Annotated in this window: 27 protein-coding genes; 19 read left to right on the top strand and 8 right to left on the bottom strand. The window is 65.5% G+C overall.

The genetic code is table 11. The features are described from left to right. Window positions 1-11: 11 nt before the first annotated feature. On the bottom strand, window positions 12-881 hold the full coding sequence (locus G5C60_RS17410) for an alpha/beta fold hydrolase (RefSeq protein WP_165260187.1): 870 nt from the start codon (window positions 879-881) through the stop codon (window positions 12-14). Between the two features lie 249 nt (window positions 882-1,130). On the opposite strand from G5C60_RS17410, the gene G5C60_RS17405 reads away from it, so the two are divergent. The 5 genes from G5C60_RS17405 to G5C60_RS52150 all read left to right on the top strand — a co-directional run bounded on the left by G5C60_RS17405 (window position 1,131) and on the right by G5C60_RS52150 (window position 4,457). Further along, window positions 1,131-1,640 (top strand): hypothetical protein, encoded by a 510-nt coding sequence (locus G5C60_RS17405; RefSeq protein ID WP_338145846.1) that lies wholly within the window; start codon window positions 1,131-1,133, stop codon window positions 1,638-1,640. Window positions 1,641-1,936: 296 nt separating this feature from the next. Next, the gene (locus G5C60_RS17400; RefSeq protein ID WP_165260185.1) at window positions 1,937-2,968 is read left to right on the top strand and encodes a cation diffusion facilitator family transporter; all 1,032 of its coding nucleotides are present in this window, start codon (window positions 1,937-1,939) and stop codon (window positions 2,966-2,968) included. A 74-nt stretch (window positions 2,969-3,042) separates the two neighbouring features. Then, complete coding sequence (locus G5C60_RS17395; protein ID WP_165260183.1) at window positions 3,043-3,378, top strand: metalloregulator ArsR/SmtB family transcription factor; 336 nt, start codon at window positions 3,043-3,045, stop codon at window positions 3,376-3,378. After that, complete coding sequence (locus tag G5C60_RS17390) at window positions 3,378-4,115, top strand: cation efflux transmembrane domain-containing protein (RefSeq protein ID WP_165260181.1); 738 nt, start codon at window positions 3,378-3,380, stop codon at window positions 4,113-4,115. Before G5C60_RS17395 ends, G5C60_RS17390 begins: the two co-directional genes overlap by 1 nt. Before the next feature lie 168 nt (window positions 4,116-4,283). Further along, a complete protein-coding gene (locus tag G5C60_RS52150; protein WP_241266875.1) occupies window positions 4,284-4,457 on the top strand; it encodes a hypothetical protein in 174 nt (57 codons plus the stop codon). A gap of 207 nt (window positions 4,458-4,664) precedes the next feature. Here G5C60_RS52150 and G5C60_RS17380 read toward each other — a convergent pair whose 3' ends face one another. Continuing rightward, a complete protein-coding gene (locus G5C60_RS17380) occupies window positions 4,665-5,048 on the bottom strand; it encodes a winged helix-turn-helix transcriptional regulator (protein ID WP_165260179.1) in 384 nt (127 codons plus the stop codon). 100 nt (window positions 5,049-5,148) lie between these two features. Between G5C60_RS17380 and G5C60_RS17375 the strand changes: the two genes are divergently transcribed. The 3 genes from G5C60_RS17375 (at window position 5,149) to G5C60_RS52140 (ending at window position 6,165) form a co-directional block, all read left to right on the top strand. Continuing rightward, window positions 5,149-5,586, top strand: coding sequence for a RidA family protein (locus tag G5C60_RS17375; protein ID WP_165260177.1), 438 nt, complete (start codon window positions 5,149-5,151; stop codon window positions 5,584-5,586). 202 nt (window positions 5,587-5,788) lie between these two features. Continuing rightward, window positions 5,789-5,974, top strand: a complete 186-nt coding sequence (locus G5C60_RS52145) for a hypothetical protein (RefSeq protein WP_241266874.1) — start codon at window positions 5,789-5,791, stop codon at window positions 5,972-5,974. Continuing rightward, window positions 5,971-6,165 (top strand): hypothetical protein, encoded by a 195-nt coding sequence (locus G5C60_RS52140; RefSeq protein ID WP_241266873.1) that lies wholly within the window; start codon window positions 5,971-5,973, stop codon window positions 6,163-6,165. Before G5C60_RS52145 ends, G5C60_RS52140 begins: the two co-directional genes overlap by 4 nt. 12 nt (window positions 6,166-6,177) lie before the next feature. Here G5C60_RS52140 and G5C60_RS17365 read toward each other — a convergent pair whose 3' ends face one another. From G5C60_RS17365 to G5C60_RS17355, 3 genes are all read right to left on the bottom strand, one after another. Further along, complete coding sequence (locus G5C60_RS17365; RefSeq protein WP_165260175.1) at window positions 6,178-7,200, bottom strand: DNA-directed RNA polymerase subunit alpha; 1,023 nt, start codon at window positions 7,198-7,200, stop codon at window positions 6,178-6,180. Between the two features lie 1,010 nt (window positions 7,201-8,210). Further along, the gene (locus G5C60_RS17360; RefSeq protein ID WP_165260173.1) at window positions 8,211-8,624 is read right to left on the bottom strand and encodes a type II toxin-antitoxin system VapC family toxin; all 414 of its coding nucleotides are present in this window, start codon (window positions 8,622-8,624) and stop codon (window positions 8,211-8,213) included. Beyond that, on the bottom strand, window positions 8,621-8,884 hold the full coding sequence (locus G5C60_RS17355; protein ID WP_165260171.1) for a CopG family transcriptional regulator: 264 nt from the start codon (window positions 8,882-8,884) through the stop codon (window positions 8,621-8,623). Before G5C60_RS17355 ends, G5C60_RS17360 begins: the two co-directional genes overlap by 4 nt. Before the next feature lie 445 nt (window positions 8,885-9,329). Here G5C60_RS17355 and G5C60_RS17350 point away from each other — a divergent pair, with 445 nt between their 5' ends. Both G5C60_RS17350 and G5C60_RS17345 read left to right on the top strand, forming a co-directional pair. After that, complete coding sequence (locus tag G5C60_RS17350) at window positions 9,330-9,500, top strand: hypothetical protein (RefSeq protein ID WP_165260116.1); 171 nt, start codon at window positions 9,330-9,332, stop codon at window positions 9,498-9,500. A 2,015-nt stretch (window positions 9,501-11,515) separates the two neighbouring features. Continuing rightward, on the top strand, window positions 11,516-12,022 hold the full coding sequence (locus G5C60_RS17345) for a DUF4760 domain-containing protein (RefSeq protein ID WP_165260169.1): 507 nt from the start codon (window positions 11,516-11,518) through the stop codon (window positions 12,020-12,022). Window positions 12,023-12,416: 394 nt separating this feature from the next. Here the strand turns inward: G5C60_RS17345 and G5C60_RS17340 are convergent, their stop codons facing one another. Continuing rightward, the gene (locus G5C60_RS17340) at window positions 12,417-12,935 is read right to left on the bottom strand and encodes a protein kinase family protein (RefSeq protein WP_338145845.1); all 519 of its coding nucleotides are present in this window, start codon (window positions 12,933-12,935) and stop codon (window positions 12,417-12,419) included. A gap of 57 nt (window positions 12,936-12,992) precedes the next feature. Here G5C60_RS17340 and G5C60_RS52135 point away from each other — a divergent pair, with 57 nt between their 5' ends. The 3 genes from G5C60_RS52135 (at window position 12,993) to G5C60_RS17325 (ending at window position 15,177) form a co-directional block, all read left to right on the top strand. Then, a complete protein-coding gene (locus G5C60_RS52135; protein ID WP_420907382.1) occupies window positions 12,993-13,424 on the top strand; it encodes a replication initiator in 432 nt (143 codons plus the stop codon). Window positions 13,425-13,582: 158 nt separating this feature from the next. Then, window positions 13,583-13,795 carry a helix-turn-helix domain-containing protein gene (locus G5C60_RS17330; RefSeq protein WP_165260167.1) on the top strand — a complete coding sequence of 71 codons (213 nt, stop codon included), beginning with the start codon at window positions 13,583-13,585 and terminating at the stop codon, window positions 13,793-13,795. Next, window positions 13,792-15,177, top strand: a complete 1,386-nt coding sequence (locus tag G5C60_RS17325) for a tyrosine-type recombinase/integrase (RefSeq protein WP_165260165.1) — start codon at window positions 13,792-13,794, stop codon at window positions 15,175-15,177. The genes G5C60_RS17330 and G5C60_RS17325 overlap by 4 nt, the downstream gene beginning before the upstream one ends. 150 nt (window positions 15,178-15,327) lie before the next feature. On the opposite strand, the gene G5C60_RS17320 is transcribed toward G5C60_RS17325, so the two are convergent. After that, complete coding sequence (locus tag G5C60_RS17320; RefSeq protein ID WP_165260163.1) at window positions 15,328-15,624, bottom strand: hypothetical protein; 297 nt, start codon at window positions 15,622-15,624, stop codon at window positions 15,328-15,330. 946 nt (window positions 15,625-16,570) lie between these two features. Between G5C60_RS17320 and G5C60_RS17315 the strand changes: the two genes are divergently transcribed. The 5 genes from G5C60_RS17315 (at window position 16,571) to G5C60_RS17295 (ending at window position 18,666) form a co-directional block, all read left to right on the top strand. Further along, window positions 16,571-16,810, top strand: a complete 240-nt coding sequence (locus G5C60_RS17315; RefSeq protein ID WP_165260161.1) for a hypothetical protein — start codon at window positions 16,571-16,573, stop codon at window positions 16,808-16,810. 63 nt (window positions 16,811-16,873) lie between these two features. Then, window positions 16,874-17,275, top strand: coding sequence for a hypothetical protein (locus G5C60_RS17310; protein WP_165260159.1), 402 nt, complete (start codon window positions 16,874-16,876; stop codon window positions 17,273-17,275). Further along, a complete protein-coding gene (locus tag G5C60_RS17305) occupies window positions 17,263-17,760 on the top strand; it encodes a hypothetical protein (protein ID WP_165260157.1) in 498 nt (165 codons plus the stop codon). Before G5C60_RS17310 ends, G5C60_RS17305 begins: the two co-directional genes overlap by 13 nt. Then, a complete protein-coding gene (locus tag G5C60_RS17300) occupies window positions 17,757-18,200 on the top strand; it encodes a DUF6941 family protein (protein WP_165260155.1) in 444 nt (147 codons plus the stop codon). Before G5C60_RS17305 ends, G5C60_RS17300 begins: the two co-directional genes overlap by 4 nt. A 220-nt stretch (window positions 18,201-18,420) precedes the next feature. Continuing rightward, window positions 18,421-18,666 carry a hypothetical protein gene (locus G5C60_RS17295; protein ID WP_165260153.1) on the top strand — a complete coding sequence of 82 codons (246 nt, stop codon included), beginning with the start codon at window positions 18,421-18,423 and terminating at the stop codon, window positions 18,664-18,666. 162 nt (window positions 18,667-18,828) lie between these two features. Here G5C60_RS17295 and G5C60_RS17290 read toward each other — a convergent pair whose 3' ends face one another. Next, a complete protein-coding gene (locus G5C60_RS17290) occupies window positions 18,829-20,097 on the bottom strand; it encodes a hypothetical protein (RefSeq protein ID WP_165260151.1) in 1,269 nt (422 codons plus the stop codon). A gap of 530 nt (window positions 20,098-20,627) precedes the next feature. Between G5C60_RS17290 and G5C60_RS17285 the strand changes: the two genes are divergently transcribed. Continuing rightward, a complete protein-coding gene (locus tag G5C60_RS17285; protein ID WP_165260149.1) occupies window positions 20,628-21,074 on the top strand; it encodes a GntR family transcriptional regulator in 447 nt (148 codons plus the stop codon). The last annotated feature ends 2 nt before the right edge of the window (window positions 21,075-21,076 follow it).

Genomic DNA, 21,076 nt, shown 5'->3' with positions numbered 1-21,076 from the left:
CTTCGTGTGGCTTACGAGGCGCCGTCAAGGACCTCCCGCAGTCGATGTGCGAACTCGTCCGGCTTCCCCGGATATCCGAACTCGCCGTCGAGGAAACCGCCGTGATGGCTCGGGAACACGGTCACCCGCTGCCCGAGCAGCTCGGCGGTCGCGACGGAGGTGCGTCCGGTCTGTACGTCCTTGGACTCCTCGCCCACAGCGATCACGATGCGGGTCGGCGCAGCCGCGATCGCGTCGGCGTCCGGCCGATAGCTGCTGACCGCCCATGACCGGTCGGACAGCAGCGGATCGTCACGCGAGCCGTCATCCTCCGTGGGCATCCCGAACGCGGCGGGATCCGCCTCTGGCTGCTCGAAGTACCCGTCGGTGAACTCTCCCTCCCACGAGGTCATGGCCACGAACGCGGCCATCCCGGCCCCCCAGCCCCGCTTCTCGTACGCCTCCCGGACACCGGCCCGCGCCCGCACGGCCGCCGGGCCGTCCGGCGTGAGGGTGATGAGCGGCGGCTCGTGCGCGACCAGGGTGGTCACGTCCGCGGGGTACTTCGCCACGAGCGCGAGCGCGGTGATCGCTCCGCCGCTGCTGGCGAACATCTCGACCGGCCCGGCCCCGAGCGCCTCGATGACGGCGTGCACGTCGTCGGCGTGGATCTGCGGCGTGTGGTCGACCCGACCGTCCGTACGCGTGCTGCGACCGAGCCCGCGCGGGTCATAGGTGGCAACCGTGCGATCGGGGAAGCGCGCCGCGAGCGCGGCGAAGCCGGTGGCGTCCATGGGCAGCCCGATCATGAACAAGGGCGGGCGTCCATCTGTGGTCGGCAGCGGCCCGCGAACGTCATGGACGAGGTCCGCGTCGGCTGTCTTGAGTGTGTGTGTCTCCATACCCTGCAGACCGGCCCCGCCCCGGAAACTCATCGGCACGGCGGGCGTCGCTCCGCGATGGGGCTGCGCCCCCACCCTGGAGCGCGTCCCCACCCCAGGATGGAGATGCCCCGGCAGGGCTTCAACCCGCATCCGGTGATGCCGTAGCCGCCCGACACAGGGTGAACGTCCACCGGATTTCACCCGTACCCCTTGTCGTATGCCTGACCGCTCATGCGGGCGGGAGCAAACCGGACACGGAGAGGCAACGTGCCAGAGAAGTCGCAGCGAGGACGCACCGGCCGCACTCTGCCCACCACCCGCCTGGTGCGTGGCGCCGCTCTGACTGCAAGCCTGGCCCTCCTTCCCCTGGCCACGGCCTGCAGCAGTGGTGGTGGTGAGGACGGCGCTTCGGCGAGCAGCAAGCCGTCGGAGATTTCCGACGCGCCGGCGGCGGCGGTGGTGGCCCCGGCCAAGGTCGAGGTGATCGCCTCCCTGACCGGCTGCAAGGCCAAGATTCGTATCGACGCGGACCAACTGCGCCAGGGCCTCTGCCACACGAAGAAGGCCGACTACCTCATCACCACCTTCCCCGAGGAGAAGTACAAAGAGACCTGGCTGGACAGCGCCGCCATCTACGGGGGCAAATACCTGGTTGGTTCCCGCTGGGTCGTCAGCGCGAAAGAGCCGGAGATGCTGGAGACGTTCCGGGCCAAGCTCGGCGGGACCGTTCGGGAACTGAGCGGCGTGGGCCCGAACCCGTCCCCGAGCGCGCCGTAGCGGCAGCTCCGCCCCCGACCACCGCAGCCCGCACGGGCCGGGCCACACCGCACCGCACCGCACGACCCATGCCACCCTGACCCGGTCCGAACCGGCCGACACCTCCGTCCCCGGTTCACGACAGGGTCGAGGTCGCGGCGCGGTCTCTCGGGGCCAGTCACGGATCGCCAAGTTTGTGCAGGTCAGAGGCCTGTTAACCGACATGACAACGGTCACCGATGCAGCCTTTGGTGATTCGCGCATCCATGCGTTTCACTGCGGTCGAGGCATCCGTCGCGAGGGGGAAGGCGTACAGCATGAGTGACCACCGTCATGAGCACGGCCCGGGGCACCAGCACGGTGCGGGCGGGCACGCCGGGCACACCGGGCACTCCCACGGCGTCTCCGCGGACGCCGACCGCCGCTGGCTGGTGATCGCGCTCACGCTGATCACCGGATTCATGGCGATCGAGGTCGTCATCGGCGTCATCGCCCAGTCCCTCGCCCTCATCTCCGACGCGGCGCACATGCTGACCGACGCCGTGTCGATCGTGCTCGCGCTGATCGCCATGCGGCTGGCCGCCCGCCCGGCCCGCGGCGGCTTCACGTACGGGCTCAAGCGGGCCGAGATACTGTCCGCGCAGGCCAACGGCCTGACCCTGCTGCTGCTCGGCGGCTGGCTGGCGTACGAGGCCGTGCACCGCCTGATCGATCCGCCGGAGGTGGAGGGCGGACTGGTGTTCGGCACGGCCCTCGCCGGGATCGTGGTGAACATCGCGGCCGCCTGGTGCCTCTCCAAGGCCAACCGCTCCTCGCTCAACGTCGAGGGCGCCTACCAGCACATCCTCAACGACCTCTTCGCCTTCATCGGTACCGCGGTGGCCGGTCTGGTCGTGCTGCTCACCGGGTTCGCCCGCGCCGACGGCATCGCCACCCTCGTGGTGGTCGCGCTGATGGTGAAGGCCGGGTGGGGGCTGATGCGCGAGTCCGGCCGGATCTTCCTGGAAGCCGCCCCAGCGGACGTGGACCCGGACGCGCTGGGTGACAAGCTCGTCGCACAGCCGGCCGTCGTCGAGGTGCACGACCTGCATGTCTGGCAGATCACCTCCGGCCAGTTGGCCCTGTCCGCCCACGTGCTGGTCCAACCCGGCGGCGACTGCCACGCCGTCCGCCGCGACCTGGAGGAACTCCTCCGGCACGACTACGGCATCACCCACACCACGCTCCAGGTCGACCACGTCCCGGAGAAGGTGCTGCAGCTGGCCCTGCCCGGCGACTCTGCGGGCGACGCGGCGCACTGCGAGGACCCACACGGCCCGGTCCACCGAGGAGAGCCGCACCGGCACTGACGGCCGGCTTCTCCGTCACCGCCTCCGAATGATTCAAGGTTTCCTGAATTCAGGAAGTCGTGTACTTTCGAAGGGTGCTGACCGTCGCCTCCGACATCGACGCGCTGGCCCGCTTCGGCCGCGCGCTCGCCGATCCGATCCGCTGCCGCATCCTGCTGGCCCTGCGGGAGGCTCCGGCCCACCCGGCCGATCTGGCCGACACGCTGGAGATCTCCCGCACCCGGCTGTCCAACCACCTCGCCTGCCTGCGCGACTGCGGCATCGTCGTCGCCGTCCCCGAAGGCCGCCGCGTGCGCTACGAGCTGGCCGACACCCGCCTCGGACACGCCCTGGACGACCTGCGCGGCGCGGTCCTCGCCGTCGAGGCCGACCGCACCTGCCCGGACGCCGACGAGCAGGGCTGCTGCTGATGACCACGCAGACGTCCGTGAACCTCACACCGGCCCCCGACCGCCGGGCCACGCTCACCCGGCGAATACGGCTCCTGGTCGCCGCCACGATCACCTACAACGTCATCGAGGCGATCGTCGCGATCATCGCGGGCACCGCCGCCTCCTCCACCGCCCTGATCGGCTTCGGCCTGGACTCGGTCATCGAGGTCTCCTCCGCCGCGGCCGTCGCCTGGCAGTTCTCCGCCGCCGACCACGCCGTACGCGAGGCCCGGGAGAAGACCGCGCTGCGCATCATCGCCCTCTCGTTCTTCGCGCTCGCCGCGTACGTCGCGGTGGACTCCGTCCGCGCCCTGACCGGCACCGGACAGGCGCAGCACTCAACCCCCGGCATCATGCTGGCCGCCCTCTCCCTCGCGGTCATGCCGTTCCTGTCGGCCGCCCAGCGCAGCGCCGGGCGGGAGCTGGGCTCCGCCTCGGCCGCCGCCGACTCCAAGCAGACGCTCCTGTGCACCTACCTCTCGGCCGTGCTGCTGGCCGGCCTGCTGGCCAACTCCCTGCTGGGCTGGACGTGGGCCGACCCGATCGCCGCCCTGGTGATCGCTGCCGTCGCGGTCAAGGAAGGCCGTCAGGCATGGCGGGGCGACACCTGCTGCGCGGTGCCGATCGGCGCCATCTCCGAAGCGGAGCAGGGCAGTTGTGGCTGCGGCCCGGACTGCTCGGGCTGCGCGCCGCAGCAGGAGGCGGACCGCCGATGACCGGCTGGGCCTGAGCGGCACTCGCGCTGTACGGGATCTGGCTGCTGTCCGCGTTCGGCGTCCGCGCGGTGCTCCAGCGCCGCCGCACCGGCGATACGGGCTTCCGCGGGCTGTCCGGCACGCCCCGGCACGCCCGGCTCGGCCTCCTGGTGGGCGGGCGTCCTGTTCGTGGCGGCGCTGCTCGGCGCGATCACCGCACCCACCGCCACCCTGGCGGGCCTGCCGGTCCTCATCACGCATGCTCCGGCCGCTTACGGAACCGGCACCGGCCTGGCCGTGACCGGACTCCGGGCACGCCGGCGGCGCAGCGGGCGATGGGCGCCTCCTGGCGCGTGGGAGTAGACCAGAGACGAACGCACGGCGGTACGCGTCGTCGAAGAGCCCTACCTCCGGGCGAGTCACGGGCGAGTCACGGCAGTGCCTACGTCGAGTACGGGACCATGGCGGGCCGCTTCGTCCCCGGGCTCGGACGGTCGAGGACCGGGGCGCGGAGTGCGGGCGGCAGGTGACGCCGAGCCCGACGACCGCGTGCTGCGTGCCGCGTGCCCGTCAGCCGTCGAAGCGGCGGCGCGCGCCCTCGATGTGACCGAGGTACTGGTTGGTCCAGCCGCATATGGCGTCGACCGTGGTGCGCAGAGCCCGGCCCGGCTCAGTAAGGGTGTACTCGACCCGCGGTGGCACGGTGGGGTGCACCTTCCGGTCGACCAGGCCGTTGCGCTCCAGCATGCGCAGGTTCTGGGTGAGCATCTTGTGGCTGACGCCCTCGACCTCGTTCCGCAGTTCGCTGAAGCGCAGGGTGCCCTCGCCGAGCGCCTCGATGATCAGGAGCGCCCACTTGTTGGCGACGTCCGAGAAGATCTCCCGCGCCAGGGAGTCCGCGCGCCTCAGGTCAGCGTCCTCGGGCAGGTCCGTGAGCAGCTGCTTGGTCACCATCAGGTTCCCCAGTCACCGAAAAGTGCGTTCTTCCAGGTCAGCGGTCACTCTCCTACAGTTTCCGAGTAACCGCAAGAGAGCAGATCGGAAGGGCGGGCCCATGGCCACCATCGATGTCTTCAACCACAATGTGGTCTTCAACCACAACGCGGTCTTCAACCACAACGTGCCGGCCGAGAGCGACTTCGGCTACTCGCAGGCGATCAAGTCCGGCGAGCTGATCCACGTCTCCGGACAACTCTCGCTCGACGAGGCGGGCGAGTTCCGCCACGCGGGCGACTTCGCCGCCCAGCTCAAGCAGACCTACGCCAACCTGGACAAGGTCCTGAACCACTACGGAGCCACCCGCAACCAGGTCATCTCGCAGACCCTGTACGTGGTGAGCCTGCGGCAGAACGCTGCGGCGACGGCGGAGGGCAACCTCGCGTACTTCGGCGACCACCGCCCGGCCAGCACGGTCGTCGGTGTCACTGAACTGACCTTCCCCGGCCAGGTCATCGAGATCAGCCTCCTCGTCGACACGAAGCTGCCCGCCTGAAACGCTTCCGCAGTGCGCGGCGCGTCCCGGGCCGCCCACAGGATCCCGTCGATCCGACTGGTGTCGATCACGGGCTGGTGTCGGTCACGGGCTGGTGTCGATCACTGACTGGTACGCAGCGCCGGCCGCGGTGGCGGCTTCTTCCTCGGCTCCGGCCAGACCCACTCCACCGCCTTGCGGACCGTCCGCCACGACACGTTACTTGCGCTCGATCCCCGCATCTCCATGCCGCCGTGGTGGTCGCGCCGACATAGCCACGGGGATCCTGGCGCTACTGCGGGTCGACGAGAACACACGCACCGATGCCCTGGTGGCCAACGCTTTCCTGATGCGCGCCCTCAAGGACCCCGAGATCGCCGAGCCGGCCACGCCCAACTACGCGAGATGATCGCCACATTGGTGGCGGGGGCGCAGGCCGCGGGTGACCTGGCCGCCGACCTGGATCCGACGACAGAGGCGGATCTGATGCTGGCTCTGGTCGGCGGCCTGGCCGATGCGGTACTGCTCGGCCATCGCACCCCGGACGAGGCTGCGCATCTCGTGGACCTCTACTTGGCCCACCTGGCAGCCCGTCCATAACGCCGTCAGCCTTCAGTACTGTTCGTTCTCCACGAAACCCGCGTCCGCGTCGTCGTCGGCGCCAAAGGCGTCGGCGGCAGCGGTCGGGTCGAACCCGGGCGGGGAGTCCTTGAGGCCCAGGCCCATCCCGGCGAGCTTGGCCTTGACCTCGTCGATGGACTTCGCACCGAAGTTACGAATGTCCAGCAGGTCCGCCTCAGAACGCGCAACCAGCTCACCCACGGAGTGGACGCCCTCACGCTTGAGGCAGTTGTACGACCGAACGGTGAGCTCGAGGTCCTCGATCGGCAGGACCAGGTCGGCGGCGAGGGCGGCGTCCGTCGGGGACGGGCCCATGTCGATGCCCTCGGCGTCGATGTTGAGCTCGCGGGCCAGACCGAACAGCTCGACCAGCGTCTTACCGGCGGAAGCCATGGCGTCACGCGGACGCATGGCCTGCTTGGTCTCGACGTCGACGATCAGCTTGTCGAAGTCGGTGCGCTGCTCGACACGCGTGGCCTCGACCTTGTACGTGACCTTCAGCACCGGCGAGTAGATCGAGTCGACCGGGATACGCCCGATCTCCTGACCGACCTGCTTGTTCTGCACGGCGGAGACGTAACCGCGACCGCGCTCCACGGTCAGCTCCATCTCCAGCTTGCCCTTGCCGTTGAGCGTGGCAAGGACCAGATCCGGGTTGTGCACCTCGACACCGGCCGGGGGCGCGATGTCGGCGGCGGTGACCAGACCCGGGCCCTGCTTGCGCAGGTACATCACGACGGGCTCGTCGTGCTCGCTGGAAACCACCAGTTGCTTGATGTTGAGGATGAGGTCGGTGACGTCCTCCTTGACGCCCGGCACGGTGGTGAACTCGTGCAGAACGCCGTCGATGCGGATGCTGGTGACAGCCGCACCGGGAATCGACGACAGGAGAGTACGACGCAGGGAGTTGCCGAGGGTGTAACCGAAGCCCGGCTCCAGCGGCTCGATCACGAACCGGGAGCGGAACTCGTCGACGACCTCTTCGGTCAGGGACGGACGCTGAGCAATCAGCACGGGGTATTGCCTCCAGTGGTTCGGCGCCCGCTATGTGACGCCGTAGACACCACGAAGGGTACGGGCGATACGGCCTCCGCAGGCCGACCCCCCGACTCCCCAACCCGGCGAGGAGGCTTCGAGCCTCCCTTCCGCCCGCCCTCACGGCCGTTTCTCCATTGCTCACGCCCAGCTCCCAGGCGCGCAGAACGGCCAGGCAGGCATGCGCGGCCATGGCGGGTGATGTCGTGAACGTGGCATTGGCCGGGACACGCGCAGTCAACTTCCCGGATGGCGCGCCGGCGGCCGAAAGAGTGACGACCCGCCAGACCGTGTGCGTTTCAGTGCGGCATCAGCCACATTCAGCCAAGTCAGAAGGGGGTTGGGTGAGGCGGTGAAGCTGTAGTCCCCGGTCTGCGGCACGGCAACGGTCAAAAGGGCGCGTGCGTTTTGACGCATACGCAAAAACTCCCAACCTGTATTTCTGCAGGTCAGGAGCTCTCTTCCCGGAGTGCCCCCGGCAGGATTCGAACCTGCGCACACGGCTCCGGAGGCGTCGGATTCCCACACGTTTTAGCAGGTCGGAGGCTTGCCTGATGGTTTGTCGGGCCCGTCGTCCCGCGCATGTCCCGCGCATGTCCCGCGGTAATGAAATAGCCTATTTGGACGTCTTGTTCGGGATCTCTCCCTGGCTGGCTCACCCGGCACGACCATCGCCCCAGCTGCCGCCAGCACGGAGGGCAGTGCTAGCGCTCCCTCACGGAGGCTTGCCTCCTCCGTGACCAGCTCCTCGTAGCCCGTACGAACCAAAGACGTCACCCGCCATCCGCACATCGTCTCAGCCTCTACTGACAGCGGACGAGCTCATAGGGCTCCCCAGCGGGGCTGAAACCCGGCGGAAGTCGTCTGATGGACATCTGCTGCCGAGGCGGGCGCGCCTACAGCGGAGGCGGCGGAAGCGTTGCCGGGCTGCTCTGGCCGGTGCGGGTGCCAACCGCCGGCCCTGACTCGCGCCGCGAAAAGCTTTGGGGTCAAACCTTGATGACGGTGACACGTCCACCGCACAGTGCGGTGAGATCCTCCGGGTCGGATGTGAGCACGGTGACGGGGGTGTGGGCGGCGAGGGCGGTTGCGCTGAGTATGGCGTCGATGGCGTACTTGTGGCCGTGCAGGCCGGCGCCGGCAAGGAGAGTGCCCGCGTGGCGGGCGATGGACTCGGTGACCGGTTCGACGACAAGGCGGGAGAGCATCCACTCCAGGGCCGGTCGGTTGATCCGAGGATGGACCACCTCGACAAGAGTTGCCGCGGAGGTGATCACCCGCAGGTCGTCGGCGCGGGCGAGGGCGAGCCAGCCGGTGACGGTGCGGTCGCGCAGCACGGCCTTGGCCAGGCCCTCGCTGTCGAGGACCAGGGTGCCGCCGGGGACGGCGGGGGAGCGGGTCATGCGGCGTTTGCTCCGCCTTGCTTCTGCTGCTGGCGGGCCTGGTGGAGCTGATCGCGTAGAGCCTGGATCTCCTCGTCGGTGACGGGTCCGTGCTCGGCCTCGGCAACCTGGATGATTTCGTTGAGGTTGTCGCGTTCGATCTGGCGGGCCACGGCGGCGGCTACATAGGCGGACAGCCCGGAGGGGCCGCTGCGGGCCTTGGCCGCTTCCGCGATGTCGCGCGGCATAGTGATTGAATACTTGCCGGTGGGCTCGGTCATGCTACCTATCCTACCTCTTGTCTTCCGGGTCGCAGGCCTGCTCAGCGGAGAGAGTCGCCCTATGGCTATGACTCGGTTTCTTGCGCGTGTATGCGTTGCCTGACGTGCACAACGGGACCTCCGAGGACGCCATTGTGAGCTGGTCTAGATGTGGTCTAGATGCGTTCACCTGGGCAGAGAGGTGGTGGACGTCATGAGCCGTTCGGTATCCCAGACAGGTGGCGTCGGCAGCCGGAGGCGTGGCGGGAGGACTGCGAGGGCGGCGCGGCTCGGTGGAAAGGGTTCCGCGGGAGGCGCGACGGACGTCAGGGCCCTGGCCGATGAAGTTGGTGCTGCGCTCGTCCGGGCTGTCCGGCAAAGCGCTGCCGATGACCCGCCCTCCGTAGGGCCAGGCCATGGCTCAGCCTTTCCCAGTTGGTACGCCTTCGCGCTTGAGTACCTGGAGATGCGCTGGCCCCAGGTCGTAGCGAAGACCCGCAACGAGACCAACGATGCACTGGCCAATGCCGTGTGGCTCGCCCTGGTGGCCCTGGCACACAACCTGCCCCGCGCCGTCGGCGCCCTGGCCTTCGCGTTCCATGCCAGGGCGACAACCGCCACCACCGTGACCGCCTGATCAACGTGCCCGCCCGCCTGGCCCGCTCCGCCCGCCGCCTCACCCTGCACCTGCCCGAATGCTGGCCCTGGAGCGAGGACTTCACCCAGCTGTTCAGCACGGTGCATGAACCGACGGCCCTCTTACGCTCCCTGACCGACCTGCCCGAAAGGGCCCGAGACCTGTGGAAAAAGTGGAAGAGCCGGGCAGACCAGCGGCCACTCCATGCCCGAATCCGCAACTCAGCCCAATACGGCCTGCACGACCCCGAAACGATCAACCGGGAATCAAGCCGGTGGATCCGGGCTGAAGTGGCTCGGCGCGCCGGTAACTCCCCGGAGGTTATCCATCGTCGCTACGCGGGCTGTATCGACGACAGTGAGGCGGAGAACAACCAGAGGATTGAGAGGGCTATGGGTTGGGAGGCAACGACGGCTGACTGCCTAGAGATGCTATGAACAGCGCTGAGCGGCCCCCTTGGGGGCCGCTCAGTTGTTCTGCGTCGACTGGCGCACTCCGCTGGATCGGTTGTATCCACAGCTGCAGAGTTACCTCAGGGAACTTGGCTGTGCAGTTCCACCTTCGCGGCTCGGACGAACGTGTTCGGTGACGGCCTGGTGCGCCTCGGCTCAATACGGCCGGAGGCGGCGGTACTACTGGCCGAGTTGATCGCCTCGGGACTGGCCTCGGAGATGGCGGACGGCGCGGCCCCAACGACCGAAGAACAGGGACATCTGGACACTCCGGCGGCCTGATACCCGCCGCCCGAAACCCCGGTCCGCTGCGGACGACGTACAAGAGACTCTCTTCCCGCAGCGGACCGGACCCCGGCCCTGTGTGCCGACTGCCTCCGCCACGGCAACCGGTGCACAGGGCTTCGGCATGTCGCTGACCATCTCGTGCAAGTGGTCGCCTCCGACCGCCCGGCCGGGACCGGCGCCTCAGCGGCGCAGCCGGACGGGGCGGCGGAGGCGACCACCGATGTGCACATGATCTGTTTGACAGGGACTGTCTGCGCTCTCAGCTTGGGAAGCTGCGATCATTTGGGACTGATTATGGCGCTGACCTGGGCGAACGGCTGAGCTGCGCCTAGTCAGGCTCGGCCGCTTTCCCTGTGGTTCCCCGCTGTTCCCCGCTCGATCTGGTGCGGTTGCTGTGCGGGCTTAGCGGCGCACCGTCGAGGGACATCGGTCATAGGTGGCTTGCCAGGAAAGCATGTCCGCTCAACTTTCGCTGCCGGTCGGTCTCGTGCACCCTCGCAAGGCCAGGCACGGCCCAGCGATCAAATCGACTGCGCCTGGACTTGCCCAGCGAACGGATCACTCAGGCCAGCCGTTGCTTGGTTGGCCTCAACGGGTAGGGCCAAGAAACGGGAGGGCACCTCGGCGGCAAGCCGCGTCTGTTGGAAGAGCCGCCACAGCACGCGGTTGCCTGCCTATCCTGACCATATGGGGACTGAGTGGGGGGACGTTCCAACATGGGTTGGCGCGATCACCACGAGCGGCACTCTCTTGCTCGGAATGGTGATCCTGAAACGCGATCAGGAACGACAGCGCGGCGAATTCATCAGTCAAGTCTCTTACTGGGCCCGCATAGGTCTCGATGGCAAGGTGTATGCCTACCTTGACAACAAGGGGCCGCTCCCTATAAAGGTGATTATGGAGGGTCGCGAGAATTTCACTCCCCTTTCCATTCGGTGGGGTCGCACAGAGGTCGAGGAACCCCTCACTCTTCAAGTATCGCACCTCTACTTCGTTCCGCCCGGAAGTGGATTCAAAGTATCTTTCCAGCAAACGCGGGAAGGGGGTGACGTTTCAACAAGACGTCAGAACGGAGGTGCAATTCTCTACGACCCGCTAGGACTCACAGTCGTTGATAATCGGTCTCAGGCATGGACTTCTGGTCCAAGCGGCTGGAAGAGAGTGAAAATCACTGCGGCAATTAAGCAAGTCTTGGCGGGCAGATCGCTCCCGCCAGGGCGCGCCGGTTATTGACCGCCATTTTTCGAGTGAGATCGCCATCGTATGGAGTGAGACATGGGGTTAAATATCGCCGCACTCGCTATATCTGTCGTGGCATTGCTTTTCTCTAGCGTGATCGCATACGGTCAACTGCGCTCAACGCAAAAAGCTAACGCATTGGCAATGATATTTGATGGGTTCCGAGAGGGGCGTTCGCCAGAGTTTCGGAAGTCGATGGAATACGTGCTCTATCACCTCAAAGAGGAGTTCCCGGGGCCTATTTCTTACCTAGAACTTCCCGAAGAGCCCAAGGAGTGTGTGCGTCGCGTTGCTTTCTTTTTCGAGGAATTAGGAAAGCTTGTGGTGCACGGGTTCGTTTCTCAAGATCTGATCATCGGATCCTACGGTCTGAGTATGCATCGAGCCTGGGTCGTCGTGGCTCCCTACGTATATCGGGAGCGTGAGATTCGGCAGAGGGTCGTGCTGCCGTACTTTGAGCATATGGCTGCAGTGACAAGCGAGATCACAGCGGCAGATGTGCATCGAAAGATGAAATTAAGGACCTATCCCCCAACGTCATGATAAAGCCGCCCTGCTTTCAGGCGCTGGCCTGGCCGCCGTGCGCGTTCGCGGTCGAGTATGCCGACGCCCGCGGGGCGACACTTGTGGTCACCACCAATCAGGTGCATCCGAGCAAGTTTCGACGTAAGGCCAAGCCCGTACTACCATCCGACGTCGCTTACGCCGTCGAGTCTGCCCTACGTGAGGGGCGGACCCCAACAGAATCCTGGCTCCCCGTTCTGCCCGCCAGCTTCGCGTCCTCACCCTGAGCGGAGCAGATGGTGAACGCCGCTTTAGGAGTTCGATCCGTCCTCGCTCCAAGTGCTGCTGATGGTCGGTCTGACGGCCAGGCGGGGGCGTTGCTGTGCATGCCCGTCCAACACCGTAGATGTCACAGGGATTCACCCCTTAAGTGTTATGCCGGAGCGTCCGTGGGTGGCGGGGTGGATTCCAGTCTCTCGACGTCACCAATTAGTTCGCGCAGGCTCCCGTACCGATGGGCGACATCATGCGCCGCACATTTCCGCACGATCTGACTCGGCGCATCATCTTGGGACATCAGAGCCTCTCTTCCAGTGAAGATATAGGAAAGCACCCAGCCGATCGAGTAGATTTCATTGCGTACGCCATAATCCTTGAAGTTCGCCAGGAGGGGGTCCCGATAGGTTCCCCGCATCTCCGTCTTTGTTCGTGTGAACTCGGAATTCTTGTCCTTGGCGAGGCCGAAGTCTGACAGTTTTACAAGAACAGCCCCGCCGTTGAAGGTCTTCACTAGAACGTTTTGGAGGCTGACATCGCGGTGAAGCAGGCCTTCGCTGTGGATGTAGTTGACGCCGTACAGGAATTGCAGCGCAATTCTCTTCCGCGATGAAAACGGCAACGTGTTGTTGCCCTTCTTGATGTACTTGCGGAGCGTGGACTCGCAAAACTCCACTCCGACCGGAGGGGATCACTGCCGTGATGTGGCAGGCGTTCGGGGCAGTGGTCGGCGATGACCGAACCTCTGCCGAAGAGCGTTGCTGCCCTGCTTGCCAAGGCAGTGGAGCCGGCGTTCGCGGCCTGGCGGCGCAATATCGTGCGCCTCGGCGGTTGTACCAACCCGATCCACCTGGTCGGCGGAGCAACCGTCGTCGACACGACGACGGGCGAGGCGCTGTTCTCGTACGGGTCGGACGTCTACGGTGGTGGACTTTTGACAGCGTGCGGCAACCGGCGGGCGACGGTCTGCCCGACCTGCTCTCGTCTCTACCGGGCCGACACCTATCAGCTGATCCGGGCCGGACTGATCGGCGGCAAGAACGTCACGGAGTCGGTGATGGGGCACCCTAGGGTGTTCGCCACCCTCACCGCTCCTGGCTTCGGGCCGGTCCACGGCTACGGAGGTCACTCTCGACCAAGTCGCGTCGCTACTCCACCACCCTGACCGCACTCCGCGAGGCCCGTGCCGAACATCGGGCGGAGGAACAGCGGGCGGCCCTTGGCTTGGCCGACCGCTCGACCGCTACGGTCGCCAGTGGCGCTACGCCGGGCGCGGCTACTCGCCGGAGGCGGCGCTCCTCGCTGCCTCCGTGCAGGAAGGTGGTGGTCGTCGTGGCACGTGAGAAGGCGGCCGAACTGCTCACCGTGCGGCAGGTGCTCGAAGAACTGGGCGGGATCTCTCGGCGCACCTTCTACCGCTGGCGGGAGCTGCGCATCGCTCCGGCCTGCATCCGCCTGCCTAACGGTGAGTTACGGGTCCGGCGTGACGTGCTCAACGACTGGTTGGAGGAGCATGCGGAGGGGGCCGCGTCGTGAAGTCGTACAAGGTCTCCGTATGGAAGCTCACGGTCAACAAGACGACCAAGAAACCGACCTATCTCGTCCGCTGGGTCGTCGACGGCCAGGCGTTCAGCGAGTCCTACAAGACCAAGGCGCTGGCCGATCGCTTCCGGGCCAAGCTTCTGCGGGCCGTGGACAAGGGCGAGCCCTTCGACACAGTGTCCGGTCTGCCCGACTCGCTGCGCGGCGGCAAGGCGGCGCTGTCGTTCCTGGAGCTGGTGCTCAAGTACATCGATGCCCGGTGGGCAGAGGCGTCGGCGAAGCAGCGGGACAGCATGACCGACTCGTTGGCGACGGCCGTCCCCGTACTGGTCAAGCCGGTACGGGGGCGGCCAACGCCGGAGATCGTGCGGCGGGCTCTGCGCTCGTACACGCTGCCTCCGCCTCGGCGGGAGCGGGATCGGTCCGAGGAGATCGCTTCGGCGGTGCGCTGGATCGAAAAGGCGTCACTGCCGGTGGCGGAGTTGCAGGAGATCGCTCGGGTTCATGAGCTGATCGACGGTCTCGGGCGGAAGCTGGACGGCAAGCCTGCGGCTACGCAGACGTACCGGCGGCGTCGAGCAATCGTCTTCAACGCACTTGAGTACGCAGTGGAGTTGGAGCTGTTGCCTTCCAACCTGCTGAGCCGGGTGCGGCGCAAGCGCGGGAAACGGCCCGTGCAGGAGGTTGACCGCCGAGTCGTGGTCAACCCTCGGCAGGCGCGGGAGCTGCTCGCGGCGGTGACGTACGTGGGTGGCTACGAGCGGGCCAGCGGTCGACGGCTGCGGGCGCTCTTCGGGTGCCTGTACTACGCGGCCATGCGGCCTGGTGAGGCGCTGGGCCTTCGGCGCTCGGACTGCACACTCCCGGCGAAAGGCTGGGGTCGTATCGAGCTGGCCGAGACCCGTCCGACGGCAGGCAAGTCATGGACGGACTCTGGCGAGGCGAACGACCGAAGAGGCCTGAAGCAGCGGGCCGAAGGTGAGGTGCGCATCGTGCCGATACCGCCGCCGCTGGTACGGCTGCTCCGGGAACACCTGAAGGAGTTCGGCACGGCGAAGGACGGCCGGCTCTTCGCGAGTGAGCGAGGCAACGTCGTAGCTGCGTCGTCGTACTCGCGGGTGTGGAAGCAGACGCGAGAGCTGGCGCTCCTGCCGGAACAGGTCTCGTCCGTGCTCGCCTTCCGGCCGTACGACCTTCGGCACGCGGGCGTCTCGCAGTGGCTCAACTCCGGAGTTCCGGCACCCGACGTGGCCGCTCGCGCGGGTCACTCGGTCGACGTGCTGCTCAAGATCTACGCGAAGTGCATCGACGGTCAGGAGCACGAGATGAACGACCGGATCTTGAAGGGCCTGGGGGAGGAGGGCGACACCGAATAGTGAAACGGTCCGTAGGACCGATAGACGCAAGCCCTGGAGAGATCCAGGGCTTGCGTCATGTCTGCACGGCTACGGGGCTGCCGACGAAATTCGTTGACCTGTGGTTTTGCGGATCATGCCTCAGCACGTCGCGTACCAGTAGGCCGACGGCTACGGGGTCACCAGGTTGAAGACCGGGTAGATCTTCGGCTCCACCTCCGGAGCACCGGCCTCCCGCAGGAGCGGCAGGACGACTTCACTGAACCGTCGGAACGCTTCCTCGGACTCCCAGACGTCGGCGACGTACCAGCCATTGGGAGTGGGGGCAGAGGTGTGCGAGATGAGGCCTGGTACGGGCCAGTCCGAGGGGTTCTTGACCAGGCCACGGTCGCGGTTCACCTTGTTGGCAACCTGTTCGTACTGGGCCTGCGTCATGCCGGGTTGGTCGAAGATCGCGATGATCGCCACGCTGGGCTCCCTTGCGCGCAAGTTTGCAGAGTCAGGGCCAGCCGACCATCTCGGTGAGTCTGCCGCACCTCCGGCTGCGCCGTACGGATGGACGACTCGAAGCTGTCCGCGCCGGTCGAGTGCTTCGGGTCCGCGCGCCACCCTTTCGTCACCCAGTACCCGCGCAGTTCGTCGGTGACCCTCTACGCTGAACAGGCCCGAAAACGGCCGGTGACGTGCTGTGACGCCCTGCGAGATCAACACGCTATTACAACGTGATCACTGTCATGGAGCCGCATTCGGCGGCATCCGCCTGCACATACGCGAAGACCCCGTTCTCAGCTAAAGCGCTGATGGCGGGGTCTTTGGGCACCTAATGCAAGGTGCCCCCGGCAGGATTCGAACCTGCGCACACGGCTCCGGAGCACAATCAGAGATTGTTTCGCAAATAGGCTCTGACCAGCGGATTCCTTGATCCCGCGGGGCGTGTGGTGCCCTTGTGTATCGCAGATAGTGCGAAGTCGGAAGTCGCCTCCGGCTCCTGCGCCCGTTGGGGGGCGGCTTCGCCGACGGGCTGTAACCCCCCAGCGTGTTGCAGCCATCTGTGACCGGACAGCCCGGACACCGGTACTTTGAGCTGTCCGGGCCGTTTATGCAGGTGAGAGACGCAACCGGACAGGTGGGACACTAGGTGTCGGTCAACCGGGCGGGACGCTGTTAGGGGAAGCCGCCACATAACTGGAAGGGGAGGCCACGTGTCGCAGGCCAGTCCGCGAGGTACCCCGGCGTCCCATCTTCAACCAAGAAGGCGCCGTAGCGGCCAAGGTCGCCCGAGTTCGAGGCCGCTTGCATCGCCATCACGGCCGGCACCATCCGCGTCCTCTCACGCGCCGTTGCTCGCCCGAGGACGCCACTGACCACGCCAACCGCTGGTACGGCAACTGTGATGCCGTACGGAAGGATGACCATGGCCAAGGACCGACCCTGGAACCAAGCCGCCTACACGCAGTCCCCCAAACCGGAAGGCTTGGACCTGGACGCTGCCAGCGACGACGAAGTCCGCTCGTACTGCCTCAGGCGGGCGCGCGCCTTCCTTGTCCGGGCCGAGGCCGAGGACTCGGCGATCAACAGCCGCCACCAGCTTGAGATCGCCTCGCAGTACGCGATGATCGCGCAGGCCTTCCGCGAAGACCCCGGCCAGGACTGAACTACGTGAGGACAAATTGTTACCGAGGCACCGGGTCCCACAGCGTCCGGTAGCTTGAAGGGTGTGACGGATGTTCTGGTGGGGGATCTGCTGATTGCACGGTTTGCCCCGTTCAGCGCAGAGAAGATCAAGGAAAAGGCAGAGCGTGACTACGAGCGCCTGCGCCTGGAGGGGAAGTCACCGATCTACGCGATCTCCACGTTCGGCATCGTTCGCCCTGACGAGCGCACGAGTGTCGATGATCTGATCACGACTATCTGCGAAACGGCACCGGTCCAAGGACGGAAAGTTGCTGTGACTACCCGGCGACATCTTGAGGCAGAGGGGTTCCGAGTGGAACGCTCAGAGCCCCCGCTGCATCATCATGACGTGATCCTGGGCAACGAACTGCGCGAAATGGACGTTAAGAGGTTGGAAGCCCTCCTGCTCGCCGACGTGAGGAAGAACCCGGCATGGGACAGGTAATCGAAATCACCACACGCCCCCGCGTGCGCATCGAGATCGACCTGAACTCGCGCAACGACGAAGGCCTCGTCCCGGCGTTCATCGAGGACGCGGACGGCTACATCGCTGTCGGCGACACCGTCACAGCCTTCGAGTCCGAGGACGAGGTCGCCGCACCAGCGGTCGTGCGGAAGATCGAGCACGGCTTCGCGTACCTGGACGTCAGGTGGAGCGCGATGATCGACGACGTCCCGCAACCCGTGCCGCATCCCATCACGCCTGCGCTCGCCGAGAACCGCAGCGCAACTTCGTCTGGCGCCAGCTGGGTGCGAGTCAAGGTCAGCAAGGTGGTCACTCCCATACTGGCGACGGCTGCCGCGGTTGCTGCCGCCACAACGGGAGCCCCGATCGGCGGCACAGCGACTACAGGGGTCGCGAACGCCGCATCGAACTCCATCTCAATGCGTGACGTGACGACAGCCATGGAAGCAGGCGACACAGCGTGAAGCTCAGCATGGGGATCCTCTGCGACCGCGCGACGGTCAGAGAAGGATTGCTGCACATCCTGGGAGCTGGGGTAACGAAGACCTCTCTCACCCTCCCAACCGCCCCGGATCTCGATCTGGCCATCATGCTCAGCTCGGAGACGTGGAGCGAGTTCGCGGGTACACACAGCATCACGGTGATCGTGCGCCATGAAGACGGCACAGAGACCGGGAAGCTTCAGCTGGGCTGGGAGGCGCCCGATCTCGGGCAGCAGACCGACTCAAGCGGCGCCGGGGAACCCATGGCGCAGGTCCCCATCGTTGTACCCCTGCGCAGCATCCCCCTTACGGAGGAAGGCGCGCACTTCGTCGACCTCCTCGTCGACGGCGTCAACCTCACGACAGTGTCATTCCTTGTCACCAAGGCAGCTCTTCCCGGGGTCACCCAACAATTCCGGTAGACAGAGCCGTGTCGGGCCCACATTGCGGTCGGCGACATTGCGGCAGAGCAGATCGGAAGTCGCTCTGGCTCCGGAGTGATTGTGCCGATCGAGCCCCACGTCCCTTCTGACCTGCGCGGGAACCAGTCCCTTGCGGTACGGAGGCGCACACTGTGTCGGAGCTGTGTCGCAGGAGCCCGTAGTTCGCCGCGGCTGGGCACTGCGCCGGCCGCAACGCCTCGTGGATGACCTCACAGCCATCGACGAGATCATTCAGGCACCCGAAGGCACATACCCGGACGCTTCGGCCGCAATGACCGCCATCCGACAGCCAGCCTTCAGCCTCGGCCGTCTGACGTACACCTACGAGTGGGCGCAGCGCCTCGTATGGCAACAGGCGATGGACGATCTTCGTGGCCCAGCTTGGCTTGCTGGTGCTGGTGTGGTGATTGGAACAATCGCAGGAGCCTGGTCGATCTGGATCTAGGCCGCATGTCCGCGAAGAGCCTTGGTCAGTGAAAGCTGATGGAAGCTATTGAGGCGAAGGCTAGCTTGACCGCCATCGACTGCACAGCGACCCCGAGCACGTGCCGCTGAATTCGGATGACTATCGAGAGTTGCGCACCTCACTCGGCCTCTGCGCGTAACCCTACTTTTCCTTCCATGTCAACGATCTAGTCAGCGTATCCAGGATTCGACCGCTAGTAGGAGAATCCGCCGGAAGGACTAGAGCCAACACACCCGCTGCAATCATCGTGACCCGGATACTATTGATCAGTTCCTTATTCTCGTTGATCCCCGGAACGAAGGGAAGAGTGAAAGCGGCAACGAATAGGAGGATCGCGGGAAGCACTCTACGCGTCGCCTGTCGAATTCGAGAGATGGCAGTAACTTCTGGCGCTGAGTCCAAAAGCCTGGCGACATCGCCTCGCGAGATCGCATCCACTCCCGAGCAGAGGGATGCTGAGACATTTGAAAAGTCGTCCGCTTTGGCCGACCCGGCAATGGCCCTTTTGTGGCTTCTGATCTGAGAGGCGATTCGATGGGAGCGATTCCACAGCTCTTTTCGAGTCGCGCCGTCCACGAGAGGAACTCTCCTTCCCGTTCGAGTTGTGCGCTCACACTCGCGTGCCGCCGCCTCGATCTCTGCGATAATGAATCTCGACCGAGCGGATTCGTGCCACCGCGTCCTCCATGTCTCGACAAGTGATGCGGACTTTAGAAGGCGCAAAAAGAGTCGATCATACGGCCTAGTCCTGTGCCTTGGAGGTAGTAGCCAGGTCCTGGCCACTACCCGCAGGAGCGGTCGTGCAAAAAATTCGAGCGATAGCACAAGGATCGAAACCGACACATTAACGGAGAGCCAGACAGGCAAGTCGATACTTAGCGTCTGCGCTACGATCGACATCAGGCCAGTGATTGCTACCGGCGCCGACAAGAGCCAGGTAATGAATAGAACAAACTTAAACTTCAGGCTCTTCTCGGGATCCTCCTGTCCTCGCCACTTTAGATTCGCTGAAAATCCCAGACGCGTCGTGACAATCGCCGCAAGTACCGCGAGCAGCCATAGACACGTGAACCCAATGGCACCCCACGAGAAATCGTTATCGTCGATCGCACCGATTGCTCTATAAGCGGAAAGTAGGCCGAATAGTACCGCCAAATAAATAAGCGTTTCAAGCAGGCGGCCAAGCCAACCTTCGCAAAACGCCTTTACCCATGCATTTTCCCGAGCGATTCGCCCGGCAGTCAGGCGCGTTTCCCTTCTTATCCTTTCGATCTCGCCGCTTCCCCAGTGAAGCGACGCCGCTTCGATCATGTCGCCGTATGTCCTAGCCAGCTCTCCTAGGGACTCTCTGGTGTTGTGAAATGCGTTTCGTTGCGAGCTGAGCCGTGGGAACCTCACGCTGCGGGGCATCAAGATCTCTTCTGTTATCTATGAGACGCGCTGGTGCTCTCAGGGGCTAAGGTGATCGATTCTAGGCTGAGCTAAAGTCGCGGAGTCGACCGCCCCAGCCACAGCGGGTCTCTTTTCTCGCTCGCTGCACGTAGCGCGCCGCCTTGGCGCGGCCAGCCGGGGCGAAGACAGAGGCAGGCCGCGCCGTCGAGGCGGCGCGCGCGCCCGCACCGCGCGCGGGCCTTGATCAAGTAGGGAAAGTTCCGCGAGTGCTGTTTGCCCCTGTGAGGTAGACCAGATAGGGAGTCGCCTCCGGCTCCTGCGCCCATTGAGAGGTCGGCTTCGCCGACGGGCTGTAACACCAGGGGGTGTTGCAGCCGTCTGTAACCGGACAGCCCGGACACCGATACTTGGAGCTGTCCGGGCTGTTTGTGCAGGTGAGAGGTGTAACCGGACAGCCGGACACGTGGGACACTGCTTGTCCGTCGATGCACTGCGGGGCCCGGTGGCACTCTTGACGGCGGGCAATGGGTGGAATGAGAGGAGCCGAAGTGCCGGAGGCCAGTCCGCGCGGAACCTACCTGGTCATTGCGGAGGCGCTGCGTAACGAGATCGAAGAGGGGGAGGGCATCGACGCCCTGCCGTCAGAGGCTGGCCTGATGAGTTCGCACGGGGTCTCCCGCAATACGATCCGTCGCGCTCTCAAGGTTCTCGAAGCCGACGGTGTTGTTGAGTCCGCTCCCGGAATCGGGTGGCGCGTCGCTCGGGGTGGCGACCGTCGGTCTCTCGCGGAACGGATGACTGACGTGATCACGGAGGACTCGATATCAGTGGGTGACACGTACCCGTCCGAAGCGAGACTCTGCGAGCGGTTCGGTGCTTCCCGTACCGCGGTGCGTCGTGTCCTTGCCCAGATGGAGGGAAACGGCCTGCTCGCCACCGTTCATGGCAAGGGACGAACCGTGCGCGCTCTCCCGACCCCCACCGTCCGGCCGTAGTG

The organism is Streptomyces scabichelini (assembly GCF_011045015.1).
In the GTDB taxonomy this organism is placed as follows: domain Bacteria; phylum Actinomycetota; class Actinomycetes; order Streptomycetales; family Streptomycetaceae; genus Streptomyces; species Streptomyces scabichelini.
The sequence above is the reverse complement of the archived record's forward strand: the minus strand, read 5'-3'. Positions and strand labels throughout refer to the sequence as shown.